This window comes from Amycolatopsis panacis (genome assembly GCF_003600245.1).
Lineage (GTDB): Bacteria > Actinomycetota > Actinomycetes > Mycobacteriales > Pseudonocardiaceae > Amycolatopsis > Amycolatopsis sulphurea.
In genome coordinates this window covers 76,398-100,439 of sequence record NZ_QZFV01000067.1, presented here as the reverse complement: position 1 = coordinate 100,439, position 24,042 = coordinate 76,398, and the positions used below count along the sequence as shown (strand labels likewise).

Annotated in this window: 21 protein-coding genes and 2 pseudogenes; 16 read left to right on the top strand and 7 right to left on the bottom strand. The window is 71.1% G+C overall.

Annotated elements, in window-relative coordinates; all coding sequences use genetic code 11:
* Positions 1-232: 232 nt before the first annotated feature.
* The 10 genes from D5S19_RS09215 to D5S19_RS09170 all read left to right on the top strand — a co-directional run bounded on the left by D5S19_RS09215 (position 233) and on the right by D5S19_RS09170 (position 10,884).
* Complete coding sequence (locus D5S19_RS09215) at positions 233-1,222, top strand: helix-turn-helix transcriptional regulator (protein WP_120022937.1); 990 nt, start codon at positions 233-235, stop codon at positions 1,220-1,222.
* Positions 1,219-2,199: a helix-turn-helix transcriptional regulator gene (locus tag D5S19_RS09210; RefSeq protein ID WP_120022920.1), complete on the top strand. Its 981-nt coding sequence runs from the start codon at positions 1,219-1,221 to the stop codon at positions 2,197-2,199. Before D5S19_RS09215 ends, D5S19_RS09210 begins: the two co-directional genes overlap by 4 nt.
* 9 nt (positions 2,200-2,208) lie before the next feature.
* Positions 2,209-2,433: a bacteriophage holin gene (locus D5S19_RS09205; RefSeq protein WP_120022919.1), complete on the top strand. Its 225-nt coding sequence runs from the start codon at positions 2,209-2,211 to the stop codon at positions 2,431-2,433.
* 25 nt (positions 2,434-2,458) lie between these two features.
* Positions 2,459-2,767, top strand: coding sequence for a Sec-independent protein translocase subunit TatA (gene tatA / locus D5S19_RS09200; protein WP_098510028.1), 309 nt, complete (start codon positions 2,459-2,461; stop codon positions 2,765-2,767).
* 85 nt (positions 2,768-2,852) lie between these two features.
* A complete protein-coding gene (gene tatC, locus D5S19_RS09195) occupies positions 2,853-3,827 on the top strand; it encodes a twin-arginine translocase subunit TatC (RefSeq protein WP_120022918.1) in 975 nt (324 codons plus the stop codon).
* A gap of 3 nt (positions 3,828-3,830) precedes the next feature.
* Positions 3,831-4,730: a diacylglycerol/lipid kinase family protein gene (locus D5S19_RS09190; protein WP_120022917.1), complete on the top strand. Its 900-nt coding sequence runs from the start codon at positions 3,831-3,833 to the stop codon at positions 4,728-4,730.
* A gap of 41 nt (positions 4,731-4,771) precedes the next feature.
* On the top strand, positions 4,772-7,537 hold the full coding sequence (locus D5S19_RS09185) for a DEAD/DEAH box helicase (protein ID WP_120022936.1): 2,766 nt from the start codon (positions 4,772-4,774) through the stop codon (positions 7,535-7,537).
* Between the two features lie 115 nt (positions 7,538-7,652).
* A complete protein-coding gene (locus D5S19_RS09180; RefSeq protein ID WP_120022916.1) occupies positions 7,653-8,357 on the top strand; it encodes a DUF4333 domain-containing protein in 705 nt (234 codons plus the stop codon).
* A gap of 63 nt (positions 8,358-8,420) precedes the next feature.
* Positions 8,421-9,617, top strand: a complete 1,197-nt coding sequence (locus D5S19_RS09175; RefSeq protein WP_120022915.1) for a GNAT family N-acetyltransferase — start codon at positions 8,421-8,423, stop codon at positions 9,615-9,617.
* Positions 9,618-9,672: 55 nt separating this feature from the next.
* Positions 9,673-10,884 carry a GNAT family N-acetyltransferase gene (locus tag D5S19_RS09170; protein WP_120022914.1) on the top strand — a complete coding sequence of 404 codons (1,212 nt, stop codon included), beginning with the start codon at positions 9,673-9,675 and terminating at the stop codon, positions 10,882-10,884.
* 6 nt (positions 10,885-10,890) lie between these two features.
* Here D5S19_RS09170 and D5S19_RS09165 read toward each other — a convergent pair whose 3' ends face one another.
* Positions 10,891-11,835, bottom strand: a complete 945-nt coding sequence (locus D5S19_RS09165; RefSeq protein WP_120022913.1) for a 5'-3' exonuclease — start codon at positions 11,833-11,835, stop codon at positions 10,891-10,893.
* 168 nt (positions 11,836-12,003) lie between these two features.
* Here D5S19_RS09165 and D5S19_RS09160 point away from each other — a divergent pair, with 168 nt between their 5' ends.
* The gene (locus D5S19_RS09160) at positions 12,004-13,146 is read left to right on the top strand and encodes a M24 family metallopeptidase (protein WP_120022912.1); all 1,143 of its coding nucleotides are present in this window, start codon (positions 12,004-12,006) and stop codon (positions 13,144-13,146) included.
* The gene (locus tag D5S19_RS09155) at positions 13,143-13,595 is read left to right on the top strand and encodes an Lrp/AsnC family transcriptional regulator (RefSeq protein ID WP_098510034.1); all 453 of its coding nucleotides are present in this window, start codon (positions 13,143-13,145) and stop codon (positions 13,593-13,595) included. The genes D5S19_RS09160 and D5S19_RS09155 overlap by 4 nt, the downstream gene beginning before the upstream one ends.
* 51 nt (positions 13,596-13,646) lie before the next feature.
* Here D5S19_RS09155 and D5S19_RS09150 read toward each other — a convergent pair whose 3' ends face one another.
* Positions 13,647-14,909, bottom strand: coding sequence for a ferredoxin reductase domain-containing protein (locus D5S19_RS09150; protein WP_147397358.1), 1,263 nt, complete (start codon positions 14,907-14,909; stop codon positions 13,647-13,649).
* Positions 14,910-15,126: 217 nt separating this feature from the next.
* Between D5S19_RS09150 and D5S19_RS09145 the strand changes: the two genes are divergently transcribed.
* Together D5S19_RS09145 and D5S19_RS09140 are read left to right on the top strand one after the other, a co-directional pair.
* Entirely contained in the window at positions 15,127-15,354 is a 228-nt protein-coding gene (locus D5S19_RS09145) for a hypothetical protein (RefSeq protein ID WP_120022910.1), read from the top strand.
* Positions 15,341-15,640: a hypothetical protein gene (locus D5S19_RS09140; protein WP_120022909.1), complete on the top strand. Its 300-nt coding sequence runs from the start codon at positions 15,341-15,343 to the stop codon at positions 15,638-15,640. Before D5S19_RS09145 ends, D5S19_RS09140 begins: the two co-directional genes overlap by 14 nt.
* A gap of 22 nt (positions 15,641-15,662) precedes the next feature.
* On the opposite strand, the gene D5S19_RS09135 is transcribed toward D5S19_RS09140, so the two are convergent.
* Together D5S19_RS09135 and D5S19_RS09130 are read right to left on the bottom strand one after the other, a co-directional pair.
* A complete protein-coding gene (locus tag D5S19_RS09135; RefSeq protein WP_120022935.1) occupies positions 15,663-16,733 on the bottom strand; it encodes a GDSL-type esterase/lipase family protein in 1,071 nt (356 codons plus the stop codon).
* A gap of 170 nt (positions 16,734-16,903) precedes the next feature.
* Positions 16,904-17,257, bottom strand: a pseudogene (locus D5S19_RS09130) (SDR family oxidoreductase); the annotation flags it as partial.
* A 371-nt stretch (positions 17,258-17,628) separates the two neighbouring features.
* Between D5S19_RS09130 and D5S19_RS09120 the strand changes: the two are divergent.
* Positions 17,629-18,540: a glycoside hydrolase family 16 protein gene (locus tag D5S19_RS09120; protein WP_120022908.1), complete on the top strand. Its 912-nt coding sequence runs from the start codon at positions 17,629-17,631 to the stop codon at positions 18,538-18,540.
* 120 nt (positions 18,541-18,660) lie between these two features.
* Here the strand turns inward: D5S19_RS09120 and D5S19_RS09115 are convergent, their stop codons facing one another.
* Complete coding sequence (locus D5S19_RS09115; protein ID WP_120022907.1) at positions 18,661-20,475, bottom strand: hypothetical protein; 1,815 nt, start codon at positions 20,473-20,475, stop codon at positions 18,661-18,663.
* Positions 20,476-20,693: 218 nt separating this feature from the next.
* Between D5S19_RS09115 and D5S19_RS09110 the strand changes: the two genes are divergently transcribed.
* A complete protein-coding gene (locus D5S19_RS09110) occupies positions 20,694-21,521 on the top strand; it encodes a lysozyme (protein ID WP_407641735.1) in 828 nt (275 codons plus the stop codon).
* Between the two features lies 1 nt (position 21,522).
* On the opposite strand, the pseudogene D5S19_RS09105 reads toward D5S19_RS09110, so the two are convergent.
* Together D5S19_RS09105 and D5S19_RS09100 are read right to left on the bottom strand one after the other, a co-directional pair.
* Positions 21,523-23,032 (bottom strand): annotated as a pseudogene (locus tag D5S19_RS09105) (FAD-dependent oxidoreductase).
* Position 23,033: 1 nt separating this feature from the next.
* Positions 23,034-23,933 carry an AurF N-oxygenase family protein gene (locus D5S19_RS09100; RefSeq protein WP_120022906.1) on the bottom strand — a complete coding sequence of 300 codons (900 nt, stop codon included), beginning with the start codon at positions 23,931-23,933 and terminating at the stop codon, positions 23,034-23,036.
* Positions 23,934-24,042: the final 109 nt, after the last annotated feature.

Genomic DNA, 24,042 nt, shown 5'->3' with positions numbered 1-24,042 from the left:
GTGTGCGACCACCTCGTGGCGTGCGCCGGACCGGTTTCGGGTCTGTGAAGGGACCCTTCACAGACTCAGAGTCCGTGAAGGGTCCCTTCACAGACCTCTACACCGACTTTGCCGGAACCCTGGCCGCTGAGTCCGTGAAGGGACCCTTCACCGACAGTCACCCCGGACGCCGGAACGACGCGCAACCCCGGACCTCACGATCGTGCCCGAACATGCGAGCTACAGTCGTCAGGTGTCCACCGCACGCGCCGAACGGCTGGTCAACCTCGTGCTGGCTCTGCTGTCCACCCGGCAATACCTCACCGCCGAGCGGATCCGCGGGATCGTGCCCGGATACGCCGACGCGGCCAGTGACGACGCCTTCTTCCGCACGTTCGAACGCGACAAGACCGAGCTGCGGGAGCTGGGCATCCCGCTGGAGACCGGCCGCAACTCGGCCTTCGACCCGGTCGAGGGCTACCGCATCGCCCGCCGCGACTACGAGCTCGGCGAGATCGAGCTGGCCCCGGACGAGGCGGCCGCGGTCGGGCTCGCCGCGCGGCTGTGGGACTCGCCCGAGCTGACCGGGCAGGCCCAGGGCGCGCTGGTCAAGCTGCGCGCCGCCGGGGTCGAGGTCGACGACCAGGCACCGCCGGTGATCGAACCGCGGGTCCGCGCCGAGCCGTCGTTCGCGCCGATGCTCGCCGCGGTCCAGGCCGGGCGGGCGGTGCGCTTCGAATACCGCCGCAGCGGGTCCCCGGAACGCCGCATCCGCACCCTCGAACCGTGGGGCGTGGTGTCCTGGCGCGCCCGCTGGTACGCCGTCGGGCACGACCGCGACCGCGACGCGCCCCGCTGCTTCCGGCTCTCCCGCGTCACCGGCCGTGTCACCCCGTTCGGCCCGGCCGGCGCCGTCACCCGCCCGGACGGGGTCAACCTGCTGAAGCTGGTGTCGGTCACCGGCGGCGACGAACCGTCCCCGGTCACCACCGCCCGGCTGTGGGTGGCAGACGGCCGCGCCGCCGGTGTGCGCCGCCGCGGCGAGATCGTCGGCCGCGACACCGCCGGCGGCGAGCCGGGCGACGTGGTCGAGATCGGCCTGTACTTCCCGGAATCGGCCGCGGACTGGATCGCCGCGCAAGGGCCCGACGTGCTCGTGCTGGAGCCGGACGTGCTGGCCAAAGCGGTGCTGGACCGGCAGGAGGCGGTGCTCGCCCGCGCCGAACAGGGGCGTGCCCGGTGAGCGGCTCGGGGGAGCGGATGCCCCGGCTGCTCGCGCTGGTGCCCTACCTGCTGGCCCGCCCCGGCATCCGGATCGACGAGGCGGCGCACGACTTCGACGTCACCCCGCGCCAGCTGCGCAAGGACCTCGAACTGCTGTGGATGTGCGGGCTGCCCGGCTACGGCCCGGGCGACCTGATCGACCTGTCCTTCGAGGGCGACACCATCGTGGTCACCCACGACGCCGGGATGAGCCGCCCCCTGCGGCTGACCGGCGGCGAGGCCACCGCGATGCTGGTCGCCCTGCGCGCGCTCGCCGAGACCCCGGGCGTGGCCGACGGCGACGCGGTACGCCGGGCCATCGCCAAGATCGAGGACGCGGCCGGCCAGTCCCGCCCGGCCGGGGTGGTCGTCGGCGGCGGCGTCCGCGAAGGCGCCCGAGCCGCCCGCACTCGCGAAGCCGTCGCCGGTGCCCTGCAACAACGCCGCGCCCTGCGGATCCGCTACTACACCGCGTCCAAGGACCAGATCACCGAACGTACCGTCGACCCGATGCGGCTGGTCATCGTGCAGGCCGTCGGCTACCTCGAAGCCTGGTGCCGCCGGGTGGAGGACGTCCGGCTGTTCCGGCTCGACCGGATCGACGACCTCACCCTGCTGGACGAACCCGCCGCACCACCCGCGCACGCGCACCCCACCGACCTGTCCGAAGGCGTGTTCTCCGCCCGCCCCGGCCAGCGGACCGCGCACCTGGTGCTCGACCCTGACGCACGCTGGGTCGCCGAGTACTACCCGTGTGAGGAGCTGGCCGAGCTCGACGGCGGCCGGCTGCGCATCGGCATGCGCTACAGCGACGAGCCCTGGATGGTGCGGCTGGTGCTCAGCCTCGGCGGGGAAGCGCTGGTCGAGCGCCCGCCGGAACTGGCCGAAGCGGTCCGCCGCCGCGCAGCCGACGCGGTGGCACGAGCCCGTCACCCGGCGTCCACCTCGGACCGTTAAGGTGACGCCGTGCCGTACCTGCCGACTTTCGTGCTGCTCGCCGCGGGCCTGCTCCTGCTGGTCCTGCTGCTGGTACGGACGTTCAGACTCTTGCGCCGGCTCCGCCACACGGTGAGCATGGTCACCAGGGACACCCAGGACCGGACCGGGCTGCTCCGCGCCCGTTCCGCGGCCCTGCGCGTGGCCGTGGCAGAGCGCCGCGGGCGCCCACACACCCAGTACCATCAGCAGTGACCCCAGACAAGGAGGGCAGACGACCATGAACGCGCTGCAGCCGTGGCACATCATCATCCTGGTGCTCGTGGTGGTTCTGCTGTTCGGAGCGAAGCGGCTGCCGGACGCCGCCCGGTCCATCGGCAAGTCCATGAAGATCTTCAAGGCCGAGACCAAGGACCTCAGCGGCGAAGGCAAGGCGGGCGAGACCCCCGCCGAACCGGCCGAGACCCGCCAGATCCCGCCGGCTCCCGCGCCCTCGGCGCACGATCAGCAGGTCGCCGACCTGCAGCGCCAGCTCGACGAGCTGAAGAAGCAGCAGGCGAACGACCAGCCGCAGAAGAACGCGAGCTGAGCGAACCCCACCCCCGGTTCCCGGTCCGTGGAGCGGGCCGCCTCCCGGCGCGCTCCGCCGGGTTACGACGAGAACGGAACGACCTGTGGCGGAATCCGCCCACGGCACGAGCAACGGCGGCCGATCCGCCCGCCGGCGCCGGCGCAGCCGCCGGAGCAACCCCGACGGGACGATGACGCTCATCGAGCACATCTACGAGTTCCGCCGCAGGCTCGGCTGGGCGCTGCTGTTCGTCGTCATCGGCGGCATCTTCGGGTTCATCTGGTTCGAACAGCACCTCGGCCCGATCCCGTCCCTGGGCAACATCATGACCGGCCCGTACTGCGCGATCCCCGCCCAGCAGCGGTTCGACGGCAACGCGGGCTGCAAGCTGCTGCAGACCGTCCCCTTCGAAGCGTTCATGGTGCGCCTGAAGGTCGGTATCGCGGCCGGCACCGTGCTCCTGTCCCCGGCCTGGCTGTACCAGCTGTGGGCGTTCATCGCCCCCGGCCTGTACGCCAAGGAACGCCGCTACGCGATGATCTTCGTCAGCTTCGCCTCGGTGCTCTTCGCCGCCGGCGCGGTGCTGGCCTACCTGCTCGTCCCGCACGCGCTGGCCCTGCTCGCCGGGTTCGGCCAGGACCAGTTCGTCACCGCGCTCACCGCGGACAAGTACATCTCGTTCATCCTCAGCCTGCTGGTGATCTTCGGGGTCAGCTTCGAACTGCCGTTGCTGGTGGTGATGCTCAACCGGGTCGGCGTGGTCAAATACCGCCAGCTGAAGCGGTGGCGCCGCGGCATCCTGTTCGGGCTGTTCGTGTTCGCCGCCTTCGCCACCCCCGGCTCCGACCCGTTCTCCATGCTCGGCCTGGCCGGCGCGCTCACCCTGCTGTTCGAGCTGTCCATCCAGATCACCCGCTTCCACGACCGCAAGCTCGACGCGGCCCGCACCGACGAGGGCTGGGACCAGCTCGCCGACGACGAGGCCGCCCCGTTCGACTACACCCCGAGCACCGCCGAACCGGACCGGCCCGCACCGTCTTCCCGCCCGGCCGGCCGCTCGACCGACGACATCACCTGATCCATGGGCCTGCACGCCGCGCTCGCCGTGCACCCCGCCTCCGGACACGGCGCCGCCGCCCACGTCGCCGAGGCGGTCGCCGCGCGGCTGCGGCCCGCCGTCGACCGGCTGGACGTACTCACCGCCGGCAGCGTCGCCCAGTCCCGCGCGCTGATGCGGTCCTCGCCCGCCGAAGGGCTCGACGTGCTGATCGTGCTCGGCGGCGACGGAGCCGCACACCAGGGCGTGCAGTTCTGCGCCGAACACCGGGTCGCGCTCGGCCTGATCCCGTCGGGCACCGGCAACGACCTCGCCCGTGCCCTCCGCATCCCGGCCGGCCCGCGCGCCGCCGCCGACGCGCTCGCCCGCGCCCTCCAGGCCGGTCACCGCCGCCGCATCGACCTCGGCCGGTTCGGCGGCACCTGGTTCGCCACGGTGCTGTGCAGTGGATTCGACGCTGCCGTCAACGCCCGTGCCAACCGGCTGCGCCGACCGGCCGGACCCCGCCGCTACGACCTGGCGATCCTCACCGAACTCGCTGCGTTCCGGCCCCGCCCGATCGTCCTGCACACCGACGAAGGGCGCCTCGCCCTCGAAGCCACCCTCGTCGCCGGCAACACCCCCTATTACGGCGGCGGCATTCCGATCTGCCCGTCCGCCAGCCCCCGCGACGGGCTCCTCGACCTCACCGTCATCGGCTCCGCCGGGCGCGCCGACCTGCTGCGCCTGCTGCCCGGCCTCCGCGCCGGCGCCCACCTCGACCACCCCGCCGTGCACACCCTGCGCAGCCGCACCCTCCGCCTGGACGCACCCGGCTGGCCGGTCTTCGCCGACGGCGAGGACCAAGGCCACACCCCGATCGAGGCGACCTGCGTCCCGGCCGCGCTCACCGTCATCACCCCGATCGAGGCGGCGCCCGGATAAGCCGGGTGCGCGCCCGCCGGGTGGTGTGGAACCCTGACGAGGTGGCCACTAGCCCTTCACCATCACCGGCCGAGGCCTACGCGGTCTCGCGGCGCCGCAGCAAGTACCCCCAGCTGACCCGGTTCGCCGGCGAGGTCTCCTTCACCTTCGACGACTTCCAGGTCCGCGGCTGCGAAGCCCTCGAAGACGGCCACGGCGTGCTCGTCTGCGCACCGACCGGCGCAGGCAAGACGGTGGTCGGCGAATTCGCCGTGCACCTCGCGCTCGCCGAGGGCCGCAAATGCTTCTACACCACCCCGATCAAGGCACTGTCCAACCAGAAGTACGCCGACCTCACCGCCCGCCACGGTGCGGACGCGGTCGGCCTGCTCACCGGCGACACCTCGATCAACGGCGACGCCCAGATCGTCGTCATGACCACCGAGGTACTGCGGAACATGCTCTACGCGGGCAGCTCCGCCATCCCCGAACTCGGCTACGTGGTGATGGACGAGGTGCACTACCTCGCCGACCGGTTCCGCGGCGCGGTCTGGGAGGAGGTCATCCTGCACCTGCCCGAGCACGTACGCGTGGCCGGCCTCTCGGCCACCGTCAGCAACGCCGAGGAGTTCGGCGAATGGCTGGTCGAGGTCCGCGGCGACACCACCGTCGTGGTCGACGAGCACCGCCCGGTCCCGCTGTGGCAGCACATGCTCGTCGGGAACCACCTGCTCGACCTGTTCGCCGGCCAGAACGAAGCCGACCCGGGCGAGCAGCTGCGGATCAACCCGACCCTGCTGCGCCGCACCGAGGACCTCGGCCGCTACGCCCCGGCCTTCCGCGGACCACGCGGCGGCAAACGCGGTGCCCCGCAGCGCGGGCCCCGGTTCCGCCCGCCGTCCCGGGTCGACGTGGTCGAACGGCTCGACAACGCCGGGCTGCTGCCCGCGATCGTGTTCATCTTCTCCCGCGCCGGCTGTGACGCCGCGGTCGCCCAGTGCGTGCGCTCCGGCCTGCGGCTCAACGACCCCGAACAGATCGAGCAGGTCCGCCGCATCGTCGACGAGCGCACCGCCGACCTGCCCGAAGGCGACCTCGGCGTGCTCGGCTACTGGGAATGGCGCGAGGCCCTCGAACGCGGCATCGCCGGGCACCACGCCGGGCTGCTGCCCGCGTTCAAGGAGACCGTGGAAGAGCTGTTCGTGCAGGGGCTGGTGAAGGTCGTCTTCGCCACCGAAACCCTCGCGCTCGGCATCAACATGCCCGCCCGCACCGTCGTGCTGGAACGGCTGGTCAAATACAACGGCGAAGCCCACGTCGACCTCACCCCCGGCGAATACACCCAGCTCACCGGCCGCGCCGGGCGCCGCGGGATCGACGTCGAAGGCCACGCCGTGGTCGCCTGGCAACCCGGCGTCGACCCGAAAGCCGTCGCCGGGCTCGCCTCCACCCGCACCTACCCGCTGCGCTCCTCGTTCCGGCCCGGCTACAACATGGCCGTGAACCTGGTCGCCCAGGTCGGCGCGGACGCCGCCCGCGACCTGCTGGAACAGTCCTTCGCCCAGTTCCAGGCCGACCGATCCGTGGTCGGCACCGCCCGCCGCATCGACCGCAACAAAGAAGCCCTCAAGGGCTACGCCGACGCGGTCACCGGCGACTTCGACCAGATGCTCGACTACGTCGAGCTGCGGGCGAAGATCTCCGCCCGCGAGAAGACCCTGGCCCGGCAGAACACCGCCGCCCGGCGCGCGGACACCGCCGAATCGCTGGAAAAGCTCCGCAAGGGCGACGTCATCGCCGTCCCCGCGGGCCGCCGCGCCGGATTGGCCGTGGTCGTCGATCCCGGCCTCGACCCGATCCGCGAGCCCCGCCCCGTGGTGGTCACCGAAGACCGCTGGTCCGGGCCGCTGTCGGTCGCGGACTTCCCCGCCCCGGTCGAACCACTCGGCCGGATCCGGCTGCCCAAGCACCTCGAACTGCGCTCCCCGAAAACCCGCCGCGACATCGCGTCCTCGCTGCGCAGCGCCGGGATCGAGCCACCCGGCCGCGCCCGCCGCCGCACCGGCACCGGCGCCGACTCGGAGCTGGCCGCGCTGCAGCGCGCCCTGCGTGCCCACCCCTGCCACGGCCTCGCCGAACGCGAGGCCAACCTCCGCTGGGTCGAGCGCTACCAGCGGCTGACCGGCGAAACCGAACAGCTCGAACGCAAGGTCGCCGCGACCACCCACTCCCTGGCCCGCGCGTTCGACCGGATCCTGCGGCTGCTCGGCGAACGCGGCTACCTCGGCCCCGGCACCGGCGAGGACCGGGTCACCGAACCCGGCCGCCGCCTCGCCCGCCTCTACAGCGAATCCGACCTGCTGGCCGCCGAATGCATCCGCCACGGCGTCTGGTCCGGGCTCGGCCCCGCCGAACTCGCCGCGGTGGTGTCCACCCTCGTGTTCGAAGCTCGCCGCGACACCGCGGGCGAACCCCGGCTGCCCGGCGGCGCGGTCCCCGCCGCCTGGCAGGAGACCGCCAAGCTGTGGGTCGAGCTGACCGAGGACGAACGACGGCACCGCCTCGACCGCACCCGCGAACCCGACGCCGGTTTCGCCTGGCCGGTCTACCGGTGGGCCCGCGGCGAATCCCTGGAGAAAGTCCTCACCGCCGCGGAGACCAACGGCCAGGAACTGTCCGCGGGCGACTTCGTCCGCTGGTGCCGCCAGGTGATCGACCTGCTCGACCAGATCCGCGACGTGCTCGGCAAAGCCGACCCGGTCGGCGGTACCGCCGCCGAAGCGGTCCGCGCCCTGCGCCGCGGCGTCGTCGCGGCAGGCGGCGCATGAGAGCAGGGCACCGTACCGGGACCGGCCGGACATCCCGCGCGTGGACGCGTGTGCTCGGCCCCCACCTGTGGTTTGATCGCGCACGGACGCAGGCGAACAAAGGCGGAGGCGAACGATGAGCACGCCGTATGGCGGCAACGACCCGCGGCAGCAGCCCCCTTACGGGCAGCAGCCACAGTACGGCCAGCAGCCGGGTGGCGCCTACCCGCCGAGCGGCCCGCAGCAGCAACCGTACGATCCCCAGCAGTACGGGCAGCAACAGCCGCAGTACGGCGGCTACCCGCAGCAGCAACCCCAGGCGCCACAAACCCCGCAGTGGGGCCAGCAGCCACCACCGCAGCAGGCCCCGTACGGCCAGGGCTACGACCAGGGCCAGCAGGGTTACGACCCCAACCAGCAACAGGGCTACAACCAGCCCGGTGGCACCCAGCAGCCACCGCAGCCCGGTCCTTACGACTACGGGCAGCCCGGCGGGGAACCGGAATCCGGGGGCGGGTCGAAGAAGGGCCTGTTCGTCGGGATCGGCGCGCTCGTCGTGGTGGTCGTGGTGGTGGCGATCCTCGGGTTCGTCGCGCCGGGCTTCTTCAAGTCCGAGGTCTTCAACAACAGCCAGATGCAGACCGACGTCGCGAAGCTGCTCACCGACACCTACAAGATCCAGGGTGTCAGCGGGGTCACCTGCCCGGCCGACCAGAAGGTCTCCGACGGCGAGAAGTTCGAGTGCACCGCGACCATCAACGGCACCCCGCAGCAGGTGCCGATCGTGGTCAAGGGCACCGACGGCAACTACGAGGTGTCGCCGCCCAAGTCCGGGCAGTGAACCTTGTCCGCGTCCGGTGAAATCCGGTGGCCCCGGACGCGGGTCGCCGGCGATCATCGGGGCATGAGCGAGTACCGCATCCGGCTGCTGGAGACCGGCGAGCACCGCGAGGCCTGGGACCTGTTCCGGGCCTCGCTGCACGTCCCGCCCGGCAGTGACGAGGAATGGGACCGGGCCGCGCTGTCGCACCAGCAGCGGCGCAGCGTCGGCGCGTTCGGTCCCGGTCTCATCGGGACGGCGCGCTCCTTCGACGCCGAACTGCTGGTGCCCGGCGGAGCGAAAGTCCCGCTCGCCGCGGTCACCGGCATCGGCGTCCGCGCCGGCTGGACCCGCCGCGGCGTGCTCACCTCCATGATCGAGACGCAGCTGGCCGACTTCACCGAACGCGGAATCGTCGCCGCGACACTGCGGGCCACCGAAGGTGCCATCTACGGCCGATACGGCTACGGCATCGCCACTCATGCCCAGAACGTGCTGGTCGACCGGCAACGGGCCAGGCTGCGCCCGGAAGTCCTGCCCGGCGGCCAGGTGCACGTGATGGATCTCGGCGACGCCGTGCCGCAGTGGCCCGAGCTGTACGCCGCGACCGGCTTCACCCGCCCCGGCGCGATGACCCGGCCGCCAGTGTTCTGGGGCGGTCACGAAAACCAGGTCCGCCGGCTCTCGCCGTTCCCCCGCACCGCCGTGCACCACGGTCCCGCAGGCATCGGCGGCTACCTCGTCTACTACGTCGACCGTGAAACCACGCCCGTCAAACTGCACGTCCCCCGGTTCCACTACACCAGCCCCGAAGCGTTCGCCGGGCTGTGGCGCTTCCTGCTCTCGGTCGACCTCGTCGACGAAATCGCGTTGATGTACCGGCCGCTCGGCGAACCGACGGCGCTGCTGTTCACCAACCCGCACATTGCGAAGATCGAAACCACGCGCGACGAAACCTGGCTCCGGCTGGTCGACGTGCCCGCCGCGCTCGCGGCCCGCAGCTACGGCGATACCGATCCGGTCGTGATCGAAGTTCACGACCCGATGCTGCCCGCCAACAACGGCCGCTACCGGATCGGCCCAGGCGGTGCCGAGAGGACCGACGCGGAACCCGCGCTCCGCGTCGACGCGGAGGTACTGGCGATGCTCTACTTCGGCGCGTGGAACACGTCCGCACTCGCCACCGCGAACCGGGTCGACGTTCTCCACCCGGCCGCCCTTCCCGCCGCGGATCTCTTGTTCCGCACCGAGGAACCGGCTTGGTGCGGCACGTTCTTCTGACGTGTCGAGGTAAATCATTCGCCGCGACCCCACCCGGCTTGGTTGGATCGCCACCATGAGCGACTTCACGGTGCGGCCGATCACCGACGCGGAACGGCGGCCGCTGTACGACGTTCTCCAGCGGGCCCTGCACCGGAGCCCGGTCACCGACCAGCGGTGGGCGAGGATCACCGGCTCGGTCCGCGCCGACGGCAAGATCGGGGCGTTCGCCGAGGACCTGCCGATCGGGCTGGCCAGCTCACTGCCCACCGCGATGACCGTGCCCGGCGGCGCCTCCGTGCCGATGGCCGCGGTGAACGGCGTGGCGGTCCGCGCGGACTGGACCCGCCGTGGTGTCCTCACCGCGATGATGGACGCCCAGCTGCGGGAGTTCACCGAGCGCGGCTACACCGTGGCCGGGCTCGATGCGAGCGAAACGGCGATCTACGGCCGGTTCGGCTATGGCGTCGCCATCCGCGCCGCCACCATCGATGTCAAGCACCCCGCCCAGGTGGGCGAAGGGGCCAGAGTCTCCGGCACCGTACGGATTCTCGACGGCGACGATGCCCTCGTCGCCGCGCGTACCGTCTACGACCGGATCGGGTACCGGCGGACGGGCATGATCGCCCGCCCGGACGATTGGTGGGAGATCTCCTACAGCCGCAGCATCGAAGTGGACGGCTACCGTCTCGCTGTCCACACAGGACCGGACGGCGACGACGGCTTCGCCCTGTACCGCACCGTGCCGCAGCGCACCCACGCAGAGCCGTTCCTCGGTGCGCTGGTGGAAGTCGAAGACCTGATCGCGAACGACGCCGCGACCGTGGCCGCGCTGTGGCAGTTCCTGCTCTCGATCGACCTCGTGTCCACTGTGCACGCATCGGGCCGGCCGGTCGACGAGGAAGTCGGCGTGCTGCTCACGGATCCCCGCCGCGCTCGCACGACCGACGTCAAGGACCAGCTGTGGCTCCGGCTGGTCGACGTGCCCGCCGCACTCGCCGCCCGCACCTACAGCGACGCCGATCCGGTCGTGATCGAAGTTCACGACCGGATGCTGCCCGCCAACAACGGCCGCTACCGGACCGGACCCGGCGGCGCGGAGCGGACCGGCGCCACCGCGGACCTCGAACTCGACGTGGACACCCTCGCCATGCTCTACCTCGGCGAGTGGCGTCCGGCGCTGCTCGCCCTCGCCGGCCGGATCACCGGTGCGGACGAGAAAACCCTCGCCCGCACCGAGACTCTGTTCCGCACCGAGCAGAATCCCTGGTGTGGCACGGACTTCTGACCGTGCTCACGACCCCGGCAACGCGGCCAGCAGCCGCTCCACCGAACGGCCCAGGTTCCAGCGCTCGGCCAGCTGCGCGACCCGGTCCGGGTCGGCGGGTGCGGCAGGCACCGCGTCCGGGCCGGACTGGGTCACCGGCGCGTCCACCGCGACCCGCACCACGGTCGGCGCGACCGCCAGGTAGTCCGCGGCGTCGGCGAGCCGCAGCCGGGTCTTGAGCGGCACCCGGGAATCCCCGGACGACGCGGCGGCCACCAGCTCGGCCAGCGACCCGAACTGCGTGATCAGCTTCGCGGCAGTCTTCTCGCCGATCCCGGCGACGCCGGGCAACCCGTCCGACGGATCCCCGCGCAACGCCGCCATATCCGCGTACGCCGGACCGGCATGGTCGACAGGCACACCGTAACGCTCCGCGATCTCGACCGGGCCGAGTTCCTCCGCCTTGGCCCAGCCCTTGCCGACGTACACCACCGAAGCCGGCGTCGGCTCCGTCCGCACCAGCTGGAACAGGTCACGATCCCCGGTGATCACCTCCACCGCGTCCACCTGCTCCCGGGTGGCCAGCGCACCGATCACATCGTCCGCCTCGTACCCGGCCGCCTCCGCGGTGGCGAACCCGAACGCGGCCAGCACGTCGAGGATGATCGGCACCTGCGGGGTGAGCGTGTCGGGCACCTCCTCCACATCGGTCCCGCCGTCGCCGATTTCGGCGACGCGGTGCGCCTTGTAACTCGGCAGCAGATCGGTGCGGAACTTCGGCCGCCAGTCCGCGTCCAGACAGGCCACCAGCCGCGACGGGCGGCGATCGGTGAGGATCCGCGCGAGCGTGTCGGTGAACCCGCGCACCGCGTTGACCGGCGTCCCGTCGGGAGCGGTCATCGAATCCGGCAGTGCGTAGAACGAACGGAAGTACAGGCTCGCGGAATCGAGCAGGGCGAGTGGTCCGGTCACCCGCACACCCTCCCACGCCCCGCCCGATGCTCGAAACCCGAAGCCGTGAAGGGTCCCTTCACGGACTCTGCGTCCGTGAAGGGACCCTTCACAGCCTCCACTCGGCGGCCGCGACGCACCCGCCTGGCGAGTACTCCGGCACGGGCGCCGCGGACTAGGCTCGGCGGCATGTCGAGCCGATCCCTCCATACGCCTGCCCCCGACGCCGCCGTGCTTCGTGCCCGGCTGGACCGCGCCGCGCGAGCGGCGTCCGCCGCGGACACCGACGCCCTGCTCGTCGCACCCGGCTCCGACCTGCGCTACCTGCTCGGCCAGGCAGGTGGCTCGTTCGAGCGGCTGACCACCCTCGTGGTGCCCGCCGACGGCCCGCCCGCGCTGGTCGTGCCGAAGCTGGAGGCCCCCGGCTACCACGACGTGCCCACCGCCGAACTCGGCGTCGAGATCCTGACCTGGGTGGACGGGGAGGACCCGTACCGGCTGGTCGCCGACCGGCTCGGCAAACCCGGCAGGGTCGCGGTCAGCGACTTCACCGCGGCGCTGCACGTCCTCGCGCTGCGCGCCGCCCTCGGCGACGCCGAGCAGACGCTGGCCGGCCCGGTCCTGCGGGAGCTGAGGATGCGCAAGGACGTCACCGAGATCGACGCCCTGCGCGCGGCCGGCGCGGCGATCGACCGCGTACACGCGCGGATGGGGGAGTGGCTGCGCGCCGGCCGCACCGAGGCCGAGGTGGGCGCCGACATCGCCGAGGCGATCGTGGCCGAGGGGCACACCCGCGCGGACTTCGTGATCGTCGGCTCCGGCCCGAACGGCGCGAGCCCGCACCACGACGTGTCCGACCGCGTCATCGAACGCGGCGACGTGGTGGTGATCGACATCGGCGGCCCGATCGCCGAGGGCTACAACTCCGACTCCACCCGCACCTACGCGATCGGCGAACCCCGCGACGCCGACGTCGCCGGGACCTACGCGGTGCTGCAGCGCGCGCAGCAGGCCGCGGTCGACGCGGTCCGGCCGGGCGCCACCGCGGAATCGATCGACGCCGCCGCCCGCGAGGTGATCGAGGCCGCCGGATTCGGCGAGTACTTCATCCACCGCACCGGCCACGGCATCGGCCTCGACGTGCACGAGGAGCCCTACATCGTCGCGGGCAACAGCCTGCCGCTCGAACCGGGCATGGCCTTCAGCATCGAGCCCGGCATCTACCAGCCCGGCCGCTGGGGCGCCCGGATCGAGGACATCGTGGTGGTCACCGGAACCGGGGCGGAGGCGGTGAACACGCGGCCGCACGAGCTCGTCGTGCTGGACGCATGAGTAGCCCGCTGGAACCCCTGGACCAGGCGATCGTGCAGGAGCTCGCGGCCGACGGCCGGCGCAGCTTCACCGACCTCGCCGAACGCGTCGGGCTGTCGGTCTCGGCGGTGCACCAGCGGGTGCGGCGCCTCGAACAGCGCGGCGTCATCCTCGGCTACACCGCGAAGCTGGACGGCGAACAGATCGGCCTGCCGCTCACCGCGCTGATCTCGCTGACCCCGAACGACCCCGCCGCACCCGACGACTACCCGCAACGGATCCAGCACATCACCGAGATCGAGTCCTGCTACTCGGTCGCCGGCGACGAGTCCTACATCCTGCTGGTCCGGGTCGCCTCCCCGCTCGGACTGGAGGATCTGCTGCGGCGGATCCGCGAGGCGGCGAAGGTGTCCACCCGCACCACGGTCGTGCTCTCGACACCGTTCGAAGGCCGTTCACCGACCCTGTGAGGCGTGTGGTGTGCTCCCCGCCGCTGCGCACCGGCGGGGAGCACACCACACCTACGAGTCCCAGATCGCGCCGTACGAGGCGATTCCGCGTTGTTCCATCCCGGTGACGACCTGCCAGGTCAGCCGTTTGTTCGACACGCAGATCACCGCTTCCGCGCCGGACTCCGCGCAATGCTGCTCGGTGAGGGCCAGGACATCGGGCTTGCCCTGCTCGCCGGTGTTCCAGACGACGAAGTCCGGGGCGAGCTGCCGCACCTCCGCGAGCAGCTCCTCACCGTAGGTGGCGACCGGGTCCCTGGTGATCCACAGCAGCCGGAACGGCAGGTCACGGCGGGTCATCACGCTCATCAACGGGCCGATCCCACTGCCGGTGGCCACGAACAGCACCCGCGGGAACAACGCTGCCGCCCCGCCCATCCCGGCGATCGGGCCGCCTTTGAGCCACACGTGCGACGGCGGATCGTCGATGAACCGGCCGGTCCAGTCACCGGCCCGGGAGATCAGCACCCGACCGTAGCCACCCTCGCCGGTGCCGATCGCGGCGAACGAATGCCACTCCCGCAGCGGCGCGAGGCTCAACGTCACAGCCGAGCCGGGCGGGAACGTCGGCGGATGTGGGAACCGCACCGAAGCCGCGTGCCGCGAATGCCGGGTCACCTCCACCGGGACCCGCCGTAGCCGCAGCCACGGCCAGGCCGCGCTCAGTACGACGAGCCCCACGACCCACGGCTGCCAGGTCGCGCCGTCCGATGTACGCACCGTGTCGGCCACCACCAGGACCAGCAAGGCCCAGCCGCCCCAGCGGTGCGCGCGTTCGAACAAGTCGTGCCACCGCTCCCGCACCGGCCGGACGGCCAGAGCCGTCAGCACGACCAGCCCGGCGGCGATGACGATCGGCAGGACCACCGGCTCGCCGCGCAGCACCAGGAACCCGACGGATACGAGGTACCAGACGACACCTGACGTGGCCGCACCAACGTGCAATCCGCCGTAGTGCGACACCTTCCCGGCCGCCCACCGCAAGGCGTACGGCCAGCTCATGGGCATGCGCGTGGCCAGCCGGAAGGCGATGTTCACCACGTGCCGCTGCCGGAGGAAGATCGCCGCCGCGAGGTTGGCCAGCGCGAGATCGGCCGCGCCCGGCTGAGTCAGATCCGGCCCTGCGAGGACGGCGATGATCGCGTTCAGCACCAGCACCGCCGCGCCGAGCCGCACGTAGGGACTCACCGCGGGGTGCTTGAGCAGCGCCCGCACGCCTCGTTGCGGGGACGACCGTCCTGGCACGGACGCGACGTTTGCACTGGTCTCGGTCACTGGATCCATCCCGTTACGCGCAGTGGTCGTTTCTGCATCAGGATGAGATATTGACGCACTAAAGCGAAGACCAGTGAGGCAGAAACGGGCAGGGAATACGCCCTGTTTGACACTTTCCGTACACGCCGTCTATGCGTTGTACACCCGACGGAAGGGGAGTTCGACCTGGTGAGTCAGGCCGGTCCGGAGAGGTGCAGCGAGTGGTACGATAAAAGGTATGGCAACACGTAAAGTGACTCTTTCGCTGGACAGTACGGCGCTCGAGTTCGCCGAGCGGGCCGCGAAGGCGCATGGCATCTCGGTCTCGTCCTGGCTGTCGAAAGCAGCCCGTCGCGAGGCGGTGCGCACCGGGTACACCCCGCAGCGGGCGCCGGCCCGGGCGGCCGCGGAAGCGGACGAGGCGGAACGGGCCGCGGCGGAAAAGGATCTGCGTGCGCAGGGGTGAGGTCTGGACCTATCATCCGCCGACCGATCCGGCCCGCCAACGCACCGTGGTCGTGCTCTCCTCGGACGGGGTGAACGAATCCGAGCGGCCCTGGCTGCTCGGCGCCGAACTGCTCGACCGCGATCCGCTGGACATCCTCGGCGTCGCCATCGACGCCCGCTACTGGGTGTCCACGCTCAACCTGACCCGGCTGTACCGGCCGTGGTTCGACGAGCGGATCGCGGAGATCGGCCCGGACGTGCAGGAGCAGATCGACGTCGCCCTGCGTGCCGCGCTCGACCTCTGACGCGGCCGGGAGCCGGTGCCGCTCAGCCTCCGGGCTTCGCGTTCAGGGTGTCGCCGGGGCCGTCGACGCAGGCCGCGGCGGCGTCGCGGGTGGCGAGGAACTCCGAGAGGCAGCCGGCGATCGCGGCGTGCCCGGCGGCGTTGGGGTGGAAGGATTCCTGCAGTGCGTGCGTGGCCCGGTCGAGATGGGTCAGGTCGTCGAGGTGCAGGGTGAGCCGGGTGAACCACTCCTTGGCCTGATCGGCGCCGCCGCTGCACGCCTCGTGCTGTTTTCCGGCTTGGGCCAGGTCCAGGAACCGGGCCCCGGACTGCGTGGCCACCTGCCGCAGCCCGGTCGACAGGGTGCTGATCCCGGGCCCGGCGATCCAGTCGAGATCGTCGGTGCGGAACGGGCAGCCGTTGAGGCTCTGCAGATCGGCCGGGATGCCGGGCCCGACCGGAGCGGCGTAGGACTGCAGCACCAGCTGGTAGTCCGAGGGCACATAGCCGGCCTGCGCGAGCACCTTCTTCACGTCGCCGACCGCGTTGACCACCTTCGGCACCATGGCGTCCACTTTGGACTTCCAGGTCTCCCGTAAGGGGACGTTGCAGCCGGCCGGCCCGGAACTGAACCAGGCCTGGAAACAGGTGTTGACCTGCGCGGAGAACTTCGGGTCGTCGTTCGCGCCGACCCCGATCACGACCACGCTCACCCGGTGGTTCTTGACCACCTCCGCCAGCCGCGCTGCCTGTGAACGCTCACCCCACTGGTCGGCGCCGCCGAGGGCCACCTGGGCCGAGGGCGCTCCAGAACAGGCGAGGTTGACCCGCGCGGTGACCCCCGGGATGCGGACCTTCTGCACGAACGCGTTGGGGGAGCGGTGGCACCAGTCGCCGTTGCGGCCGTCGGTGTCCGGGGTGTAGTCCCCGGCGCCTTCCCCGGAGACGGTGCTGTCGCCGAGCGCGACCACGGTCAGCGGCCCAGTGCCGGGTGGTCCCTGCCGGGGCTGTGGCCGCCCCCGCAGGCTCTCCGCCCCGAAGAGCACGAACGAGGCGATCAGCAAGGCCACGCAGGCGAGGACCAGCGCCCCCCACCACCACCGGAATCTTCGCATCGCCACCCGAGTCTAGCCAGCCCGCGACCTGCCCGGTCCCCCTCACCCGGCTCCGGGACTGCACAGTCCACTGTGGAGAGCACCCCACCGGGACCGGAGCGTCGCCGTCGGGTCCCCGGCCGGGACGGCGTGCCGTCGGCCGGGCTGCGCGGCCGACGGCACGTGGTTCCTCAGCGCTGCCGCGCCGGGCGCACGATCATCTCGTTCACGTCGACGCCCTCGGGCTGGCTCAACGCGTCGGCGATGGCGTCCGCGATCGCCGTCGGCTCGATCGCGTCCTTGCGGTAGATCCGCATCGCCTCCTGGGCGTCCGGGTCGGAGATGATGTCCGCCAGCTCGGAGGTGCCCACACCGGGCGAGATGGTGGTGACCCGGATCGACGGGTCGGACTCCTGGCGCAGGCCCTCGGTGATCGCCCAGGCCGCGTACTTGCTGCCGCAGTACACCGCGGCGGTCGGGACGACCCCGTGCGCGGCGATGGAGGCGACAGTGACGAAGTGCCCGCCCTTCTGCCGGGTGAAGTGGCAGGCCGTTGACCCGCCGCCGGGGCCCGGCCGGCAGATCCACGTCGGCCGGTTCGGTGACCTCGCGCAGTGCCCGCAGGAACTCGCCGAGGAGGTTGCCATCGCTCATGTGTCCAGGTTAGAACGGCGGAGCACGCTTCGGGGGGCACAAAAGGGGTGGGCTGCACCCACCCTTCGGAACGGTCCCGGACGCGGTGGCCGGACCTGTCGCGGCCGTACCCGGACCGGCAGTGGTTTAAACCTTTCCGGCGGTGGTTCTGCCCGCCCGCGCCTGCGGTCCGTCCCGGTGGGGCACGGTGTTTTGACCGGCCCGCCACGCTGTCCGAGCCTGGTACGCGAGTCTCCGGTCTCCCTCCCACGAAAGGCGAATCATGCGATTGAGCCGAGCCCGGTTGCGCCGGGCAGCCCTCGCGCTGGCCGCCGCGGCGGCCCTGCCGCTCGCCGCGGTGCCCGCGCACGCGGCCGACGACTGGACCACGGTCTTCTCCGACGATTTCGACGGTGCCGCCGGTACCGGCCTGAACCTCCAGAACTGGCTCTACGACAAGGGAACCGGCTATCCCGGCGGGGCGGCGAACTGGGGCACCGGAGAGGTGGAGACCTCGACCGACTCGACGGCCAACGTCTACCACGACGGATCCGGGCACCTGGTGATCAAGCCGATCCGGGACGCGGGCGGCGCGTGGACCTCCGGGCGGATCGAAAGCACCCGGACCGACTTCGGTGCTCCGGCGGGCGGCCGGATGGAGATGAGCGCGACGCTGCAGCTGCCCGATCCCGAGCGTGGGCTCGGCTACTGGCCCGCGTTCTGGGCGATGGGCGCCGACGCCCGCCCGGTCGGGGCGACGAACTGGCCCAGCATCGGCGAACTGGACATCATGGAGAACGTGAACGCGCTGGACAAGCACTCCAGCACGTTCCACTGCGGCCAGTGGCAGGGCGAATGCCACGACCCGGACGGCATCACCAGCGACCTGCAGGACTGCGCCGGCTGCAAGACCGGCTACCACACCTACTCGGTGGTGGTCGACCGCCGTGATCCCGCGGCCGAGGAACTGCAGTTCTCCCTCGACGGGCGGCAGACCTTCGCGGTCACACAGAACCAGGTCTCGGCCGAGACCTGGAAAGCCGCCGTGGACCACGGCTTCTTCGCGATCTTCGACGTCGCGATCGGCGGTTCCTACCCGAACAAGGTGTGCGGCTGCACCTCACCGGCCGCGGACACCACCTCGGGCGCGGGGATGAGCATCGACTCGTTCGCGGTCAAGGTCAGCAAGAGCTGAAGACGGGGGTAGCGGGTTCCGTGGCCTGGCATCGTCGCCCGGCCCAGCGTTCCCCAAGCAGTGGGCCGCCCTCCATGACGGGAAAGGCGGCCCACTGCCGCCCGGCTCTCTCTCACCCGGTCACGGGTAGTGCGGCACGTTCACCGGCTTGGTCCCGTCCGGGGTCACGCCCCCGACGTCGTTGATCACGTGCTTGATCGTGCCCCGGTGGTTCAGGGACACGGTGAGCAGGCTGTGCAGCCTCACCCCGCCGTTTCTGGGCACCTCGAACGCGCGCTCGGCGGCGACCGCCGGGTTGGTGTCGAAGAAGCAGTAACTGCCCAGGCCCCACGCCTCGTGCGAGGTGACCTTGTCGCCGACCTTGTAGGCGGCGTACCCGGCGGTGCCCGGCGCGGAGTTCCACGAGCCCTGGTTCGGCACGTCGTAGGGCATCTCGTTCTGGAAGAAGATCGTCTTGCCGCGCCGGCCGTTCCAGAGCACCTGGAACTTCTGGTAGTGCTCGACGAACAGGCCGGTGGCGGTCACGTCGTCCCCGTTGACCAGGACGCCGGTGTCGGCGGTGTTGGTGGTCCAGCCGACCGTGCCGGCCTTGCCGTGGTCGGCGCGCCAGGCCCAGACATGGTCGACGAGGGTGTCGTCGCTGTTGACCACGAGGCTGTTCGTGGCCTTGCCCGCGAGGTCGCCGCCGATGCGGAAGAACACGTCCTGCAAGGAGATCGGGTTCTTCGCGTGGTCGGTGTGCTCGCCCTTCTTGCCGACGGTCAGCAGCGCGTTCGAGTTCCGCGTGCCCGCGTCGAACAGCACGCCCTTCACCCGCATTCCGTCGGTGTCGGCGATGTGCATGGCGTCGACACCGTTGTCCGGGACGAGTGTGGGGTAGCCGATGCCGAGCACGGTGGTGTCCGGGTTGGTCACGTTGAGGGTCTGGTCGAGGTGGTAGATGCCCGGGGTGAAGAACAGGCTGCAGCCCGCCGCGAGCGAGCGGTTGAGGTCGGCGGCCTTGTCACCGGGCTTGGCCACGCGGAACCGGCTGATCGGCACCGAATCACCGGGCGTGGCGCCGTTGGCCCAGCTCGGGCCGGAGGCGTTCGTGCGCAGCGCGGGACGGAACACGCGGAACTTCCCGGCCCCGTCCACGTACAGGTACGGCACGTCGCGGGAGACCGGAGTGGTGGCCAGCGTGGTCTCCGGCGGGGTGGGGAAGGTGTTCGGCGGGGCGCCGTGGGTGCCGGAGAACACCATGTTCCACACGCCGCCGTCCCAGCTGCCCAGCGCGGAGTCGCGGGTGTACCACTGTTGCTGCGAGACCGAGGCGGTCTTGCCGGCCACCTTGGTGTCGGCGATGTAGCCGCCGCTGGAGTACCCGTAGCTGGCGGGGAACAGCTGGAGCCCGCCCTTGATGTCCATCCGCCGGAACGGCGCGGCCTGCGAAACCGCCCAGCGATCGTCGCCGCTCGTCGGGGTGACCGCCATGTTCTCCGCCGAGCGCCAGAAGTTCTGCAGCGCCGAACCCTGATCGGACTCGTTGAACGCGTCCACCGTGACATCGCCGGTGATCTGCACGTCGCCCGGGTTCTGCCCCAGCCCGGCGACGGAGGTGTAGAAGCCGACGTTGTCGTGCACCGAGTAGCTGCCGGGTTTGAACAGGTGCGCGACGCGCCCGGACGCGAACTGCGCGGTCTGCGTGCTCTTCTGCGTTTCGAAGTCCTTGTCGAGCTGCGACTGGATGCGGTCGCGGGACATGCCCGGGTCGAAGATCCGCACGTTCGGCCCGAAGTCGGGTTGCGCGGGCTGCCCGCAGCCGGCGTGCGCGACGCTCGCCGCGTGCGCGGTGGGCAGTCCGAGTCCCAGCCCGGCCAATGCGGCCGACGCGGTCAGTGCGAGTGCGGCGAGCGGGCCGCGCCGTCGTCGTGGTGAGCGAAGAGCGGGTTCCACGATGTGGTACCTCCGCGGTCGGAATTCACCGGATCGGTTGGCAGTAGCGGAAAGTATCCGCGCGAGCACGGACCACGGGTCACGAGGGCGTAACAGGTTGTCTGGACCACTCAGGTGTGCCCGTCCGACCACGAACGAGTGACCTGCGGCCTCGCGGGGCCAGGCATGGGCGGGCACCATGACGGGCGGATCAGCGCGCCGATGCCGACGGGAGCGAGATGAGCCGTATCGAACGAGGACGCCGGCCCTGGCGGACGGCGCTCGCCGTCGCCGCGATGGCACTGCCGTGGACGATCGTGACCGCGGGACCGGCCGCGGCCGCGGATTACTCGAAAGCGGCGGACGACACCGCGGGATCACAGATCGCGGTACACGAAGGCGTGCAGGGCGGCCCGGCGCGCGCGGATCTCGCCGGCGGGCAGGCTCTCGGACACGATGTGAGCGGTCACCAAGGTCCGGTGGATTGGGCGAAGGCGGCGGCTTCGGGTGCTCAGTTCGCGTACGTCAAAGCCACCGAGGGCACCGGGTACGTCAGCCCACATTTCGCGCAGCAGTACGACGGCGCGCACAAGGCGGGCCTGATCCGCGGCGCCTATCACTTCGCGCGGCCGGATCTTTCCAGCGGCGCCGCGCAGGCCGAGTACTTCATCGCGCACGGCGGTGCCTGGCGCAAGGGCGGCACGACGCTGCCGGGTGCGCTGGACATCGAGTACAACCCGTACGGCGACGCCTGCTACGGCAAGAGCGCCGCGGACATGACCGCGTGGATTGCCGACTTCGCGAGCACTTACCTCGCGAAGCAGCACCGCAGCGCGATCATCTACACCTCGACGTCCTGGTGGAAACGCTGCACCGGCAACACAGCGCGGTTCGGCGACACGAATCCACTGTGGCTGGCCCGGTACGCCCCGGCGATCGGGGAGTTGCCTGCGGGCTGGGACAAGCAGAGCATCTGGCAGTTCGCTCGCGCTGGAGGGCTGCCCGGCGACCAGAATTACTACAACGGCCCGATCAGCCGGGTGCAGGCGCTGGCTCGGGGCGCCTGACTCACGTACGGGCCAGCCGCTCCCGCAGCCGTCTGGTCCGGCTCCGCGGCCGCACAGGGAGGCGACCGGACGTGATGTCACCGAGCAGGGTGCCCACCGTTTCCCTGGCACAGGTCCGGTTCGCGCCGATTCCGCCGGACGGGCCGCGTTTGATCCAGCCGACCACGTACGCGCCGACGTGGCCGTCGACCCGGCCTGCGGTGTGCGGGATGGTGCCGGTCGTCTCGTCGAACGGCAGCCCCGGTACCGGGGTTCCGCGATAGCCGACGGCGCGTACGACCTGTCCCGCGGCGATCTCGACCGGCTCGCCCGCGCCGGTCACCCGCAGTCCCCGCACCTGCTCGTTACCGGTGACGGCAGACGGTGCGGAGTGGAACCGCACCACGATCCGGCGTGTCCCCTCGGCGGTCGGCGTCGTCCAGTCGACGGCTTCGCGGTCCAGCTCGCGCAGCAGGGCGGCTTTGCCGCGCCCGGCGTCGATCGCTGTGGTGGTACGGGAATCCTCGCTGTCCACGACGAGGGGCACGTTCGTGCGTTGCGTGAGCGCCAGCAGTTCTGGGGCGGTGTACGCGGCGTGTTCGGGGCCGCGCCGGGCGAGCAGCACGACTTCCCGCACCTTGCTCGACCGCAGCCGTTCGAGCGCGTGTGGGGCGATGGTGGTGCCGGCGAGGTCGTCCGGGTCGGCGGTGAGGATCCGTGCGACGTCCAGCGCGACGTTGCCGGTGCCGATCACCACGACACGTTCCGCGGACAGGCCGATCGCGTCGGCGGGTACGTCGGGGTGGCCGTTGTACCAGCCGACCACAGTGGTTGCGGCGACGCTGCCGGGCACCTGCTCGCCGGGCAACCCGAGACTGCGCGCGGACGACGCACCGACTGCGTACAGCACCGCGTCGTGCCGCTCGGTCAGCTCGGCCACGGTGACGTGCTGACCGACTTCGACGCCGAGCCGGAGCCGCAGCCGGGGATGGCGGTGGCACCGGGAGAAGGTCTCGCCGATTCGTTTGGTGGCCGGGTGATCCGGGGCGACGCCGTAACGTACGAGCCCGCCGGCGACCGGCAGCCGGTCGATGAGGGTGACCCGCGCGTTCGTGTGCAGCAGCAGGTCCTCCACCGCGTACATGCCGGCAGGGCCGGTCCCGACCACTGCGATGTCCGGCGGGGCGAAGTCGCTCGGCACGGCGTGGGCGAACGACGGCGGACCCCACCGATGGAAGTTGGGCGCCGGGTCGGCCATAGCGGCAGGGACGCGGCCGGTGAAGAAGTCCGCGTTGATGCCCGCGTACACCTCAAGTGGTCCGGTAAGCAGGTCTACCGGGTGGATCGCGTCCACGGGGCAGGCGTCGGCGCATGCCCCGCAGTCGATAGTCGATGCACGCCTCGGGGTCGACGTAGAGCATGTCGGTGGTGCCGAAGTCGGGCTCGTTGGGCGTCGGGTGGATGCAGTTGACCGGGCAGACCGCGACGCAGGACGCGTCGTTGCAGCAGGTCTGGGTGATCGCGAAGGCCATGTCAGATCAAGTTCGCCCGCTTGTAGAACACGGTCGCGGCGCGGGTGAGCAGCCCACAGGAAGCGAGGAACTCCATCAGCCCCGCGCAGCTGGTGCGCATCATCGACTTGTGGTGCTCATTTGCCTTCGCTTCGCGGACCGCGCGACGCATGTCGAGCCCGGCATTCGCGTACACGGCCGGGTTCACCATGCTGCTGACGATGAAGTACGAGGCGATCGACACCACCAGCGCGTTGTACTGACGGCGCAGGCGCCCCGCGCCTTCGAGCCGTTCCCGCGTCTCTTCGCGGGCGAACTTCATGTGCCGCGATTCCTCCACGACGTGGATGTTGTTGATGGTGCGCACAAAGGGCACGACACGCTCGTCGCGCATCCAGTCGCGCTGCATCACGTCGAGGACCTCTTCAGCGACCAGGATCGCCGCGTACGCCGCTTCGCCACCGGCCGTCGCCTTGAACACCCGGCCCAGTTCGACAGCCAGCTTCCGCGGGCGGTACGGGGGAGCGCCGAGCTTCTCGGCGCCACGGGCGAACATGATCGAGTGCCGGCATTCGTCGGCGATCTCGGTCAGCGCCCACTGGAACGCCGGATCGGTCGGGTCCTTGGCGTAGAAGTCACGCAGCACCATCTGCTGGAGGATCATCTCGAACCAGATCCCCGTGCTCGCGACCGACGCCGCCTCCTGGCGGGTCAGCTCCTTATGCTGCGCCGGGGTCAGCTCGGCCCAGTAACTCGTGCCGTAGAGCGTGCTCCACTCCGGGCTGGCCCCGTGGAAATCCTTGTCCAGCGGCGTTTCCCAGTCCACCTCGCGCACCGGGTCGTAGGACAGCGTCTCGGCCGAGTCGAGCAGCCGCCGCGCGGTGTCCCCGCGTTCGGACGGGTGCACATCAGCGCTGGTCATACGGTCCTCCCTGGACGGCGACTAGGCGTTACCGAGGTTCACTGTTACCTAAGGTAACACCTATTAGGCTGTCTCGCGAGAGGGCAGAACGAAGCCGGGTGGGGGAACC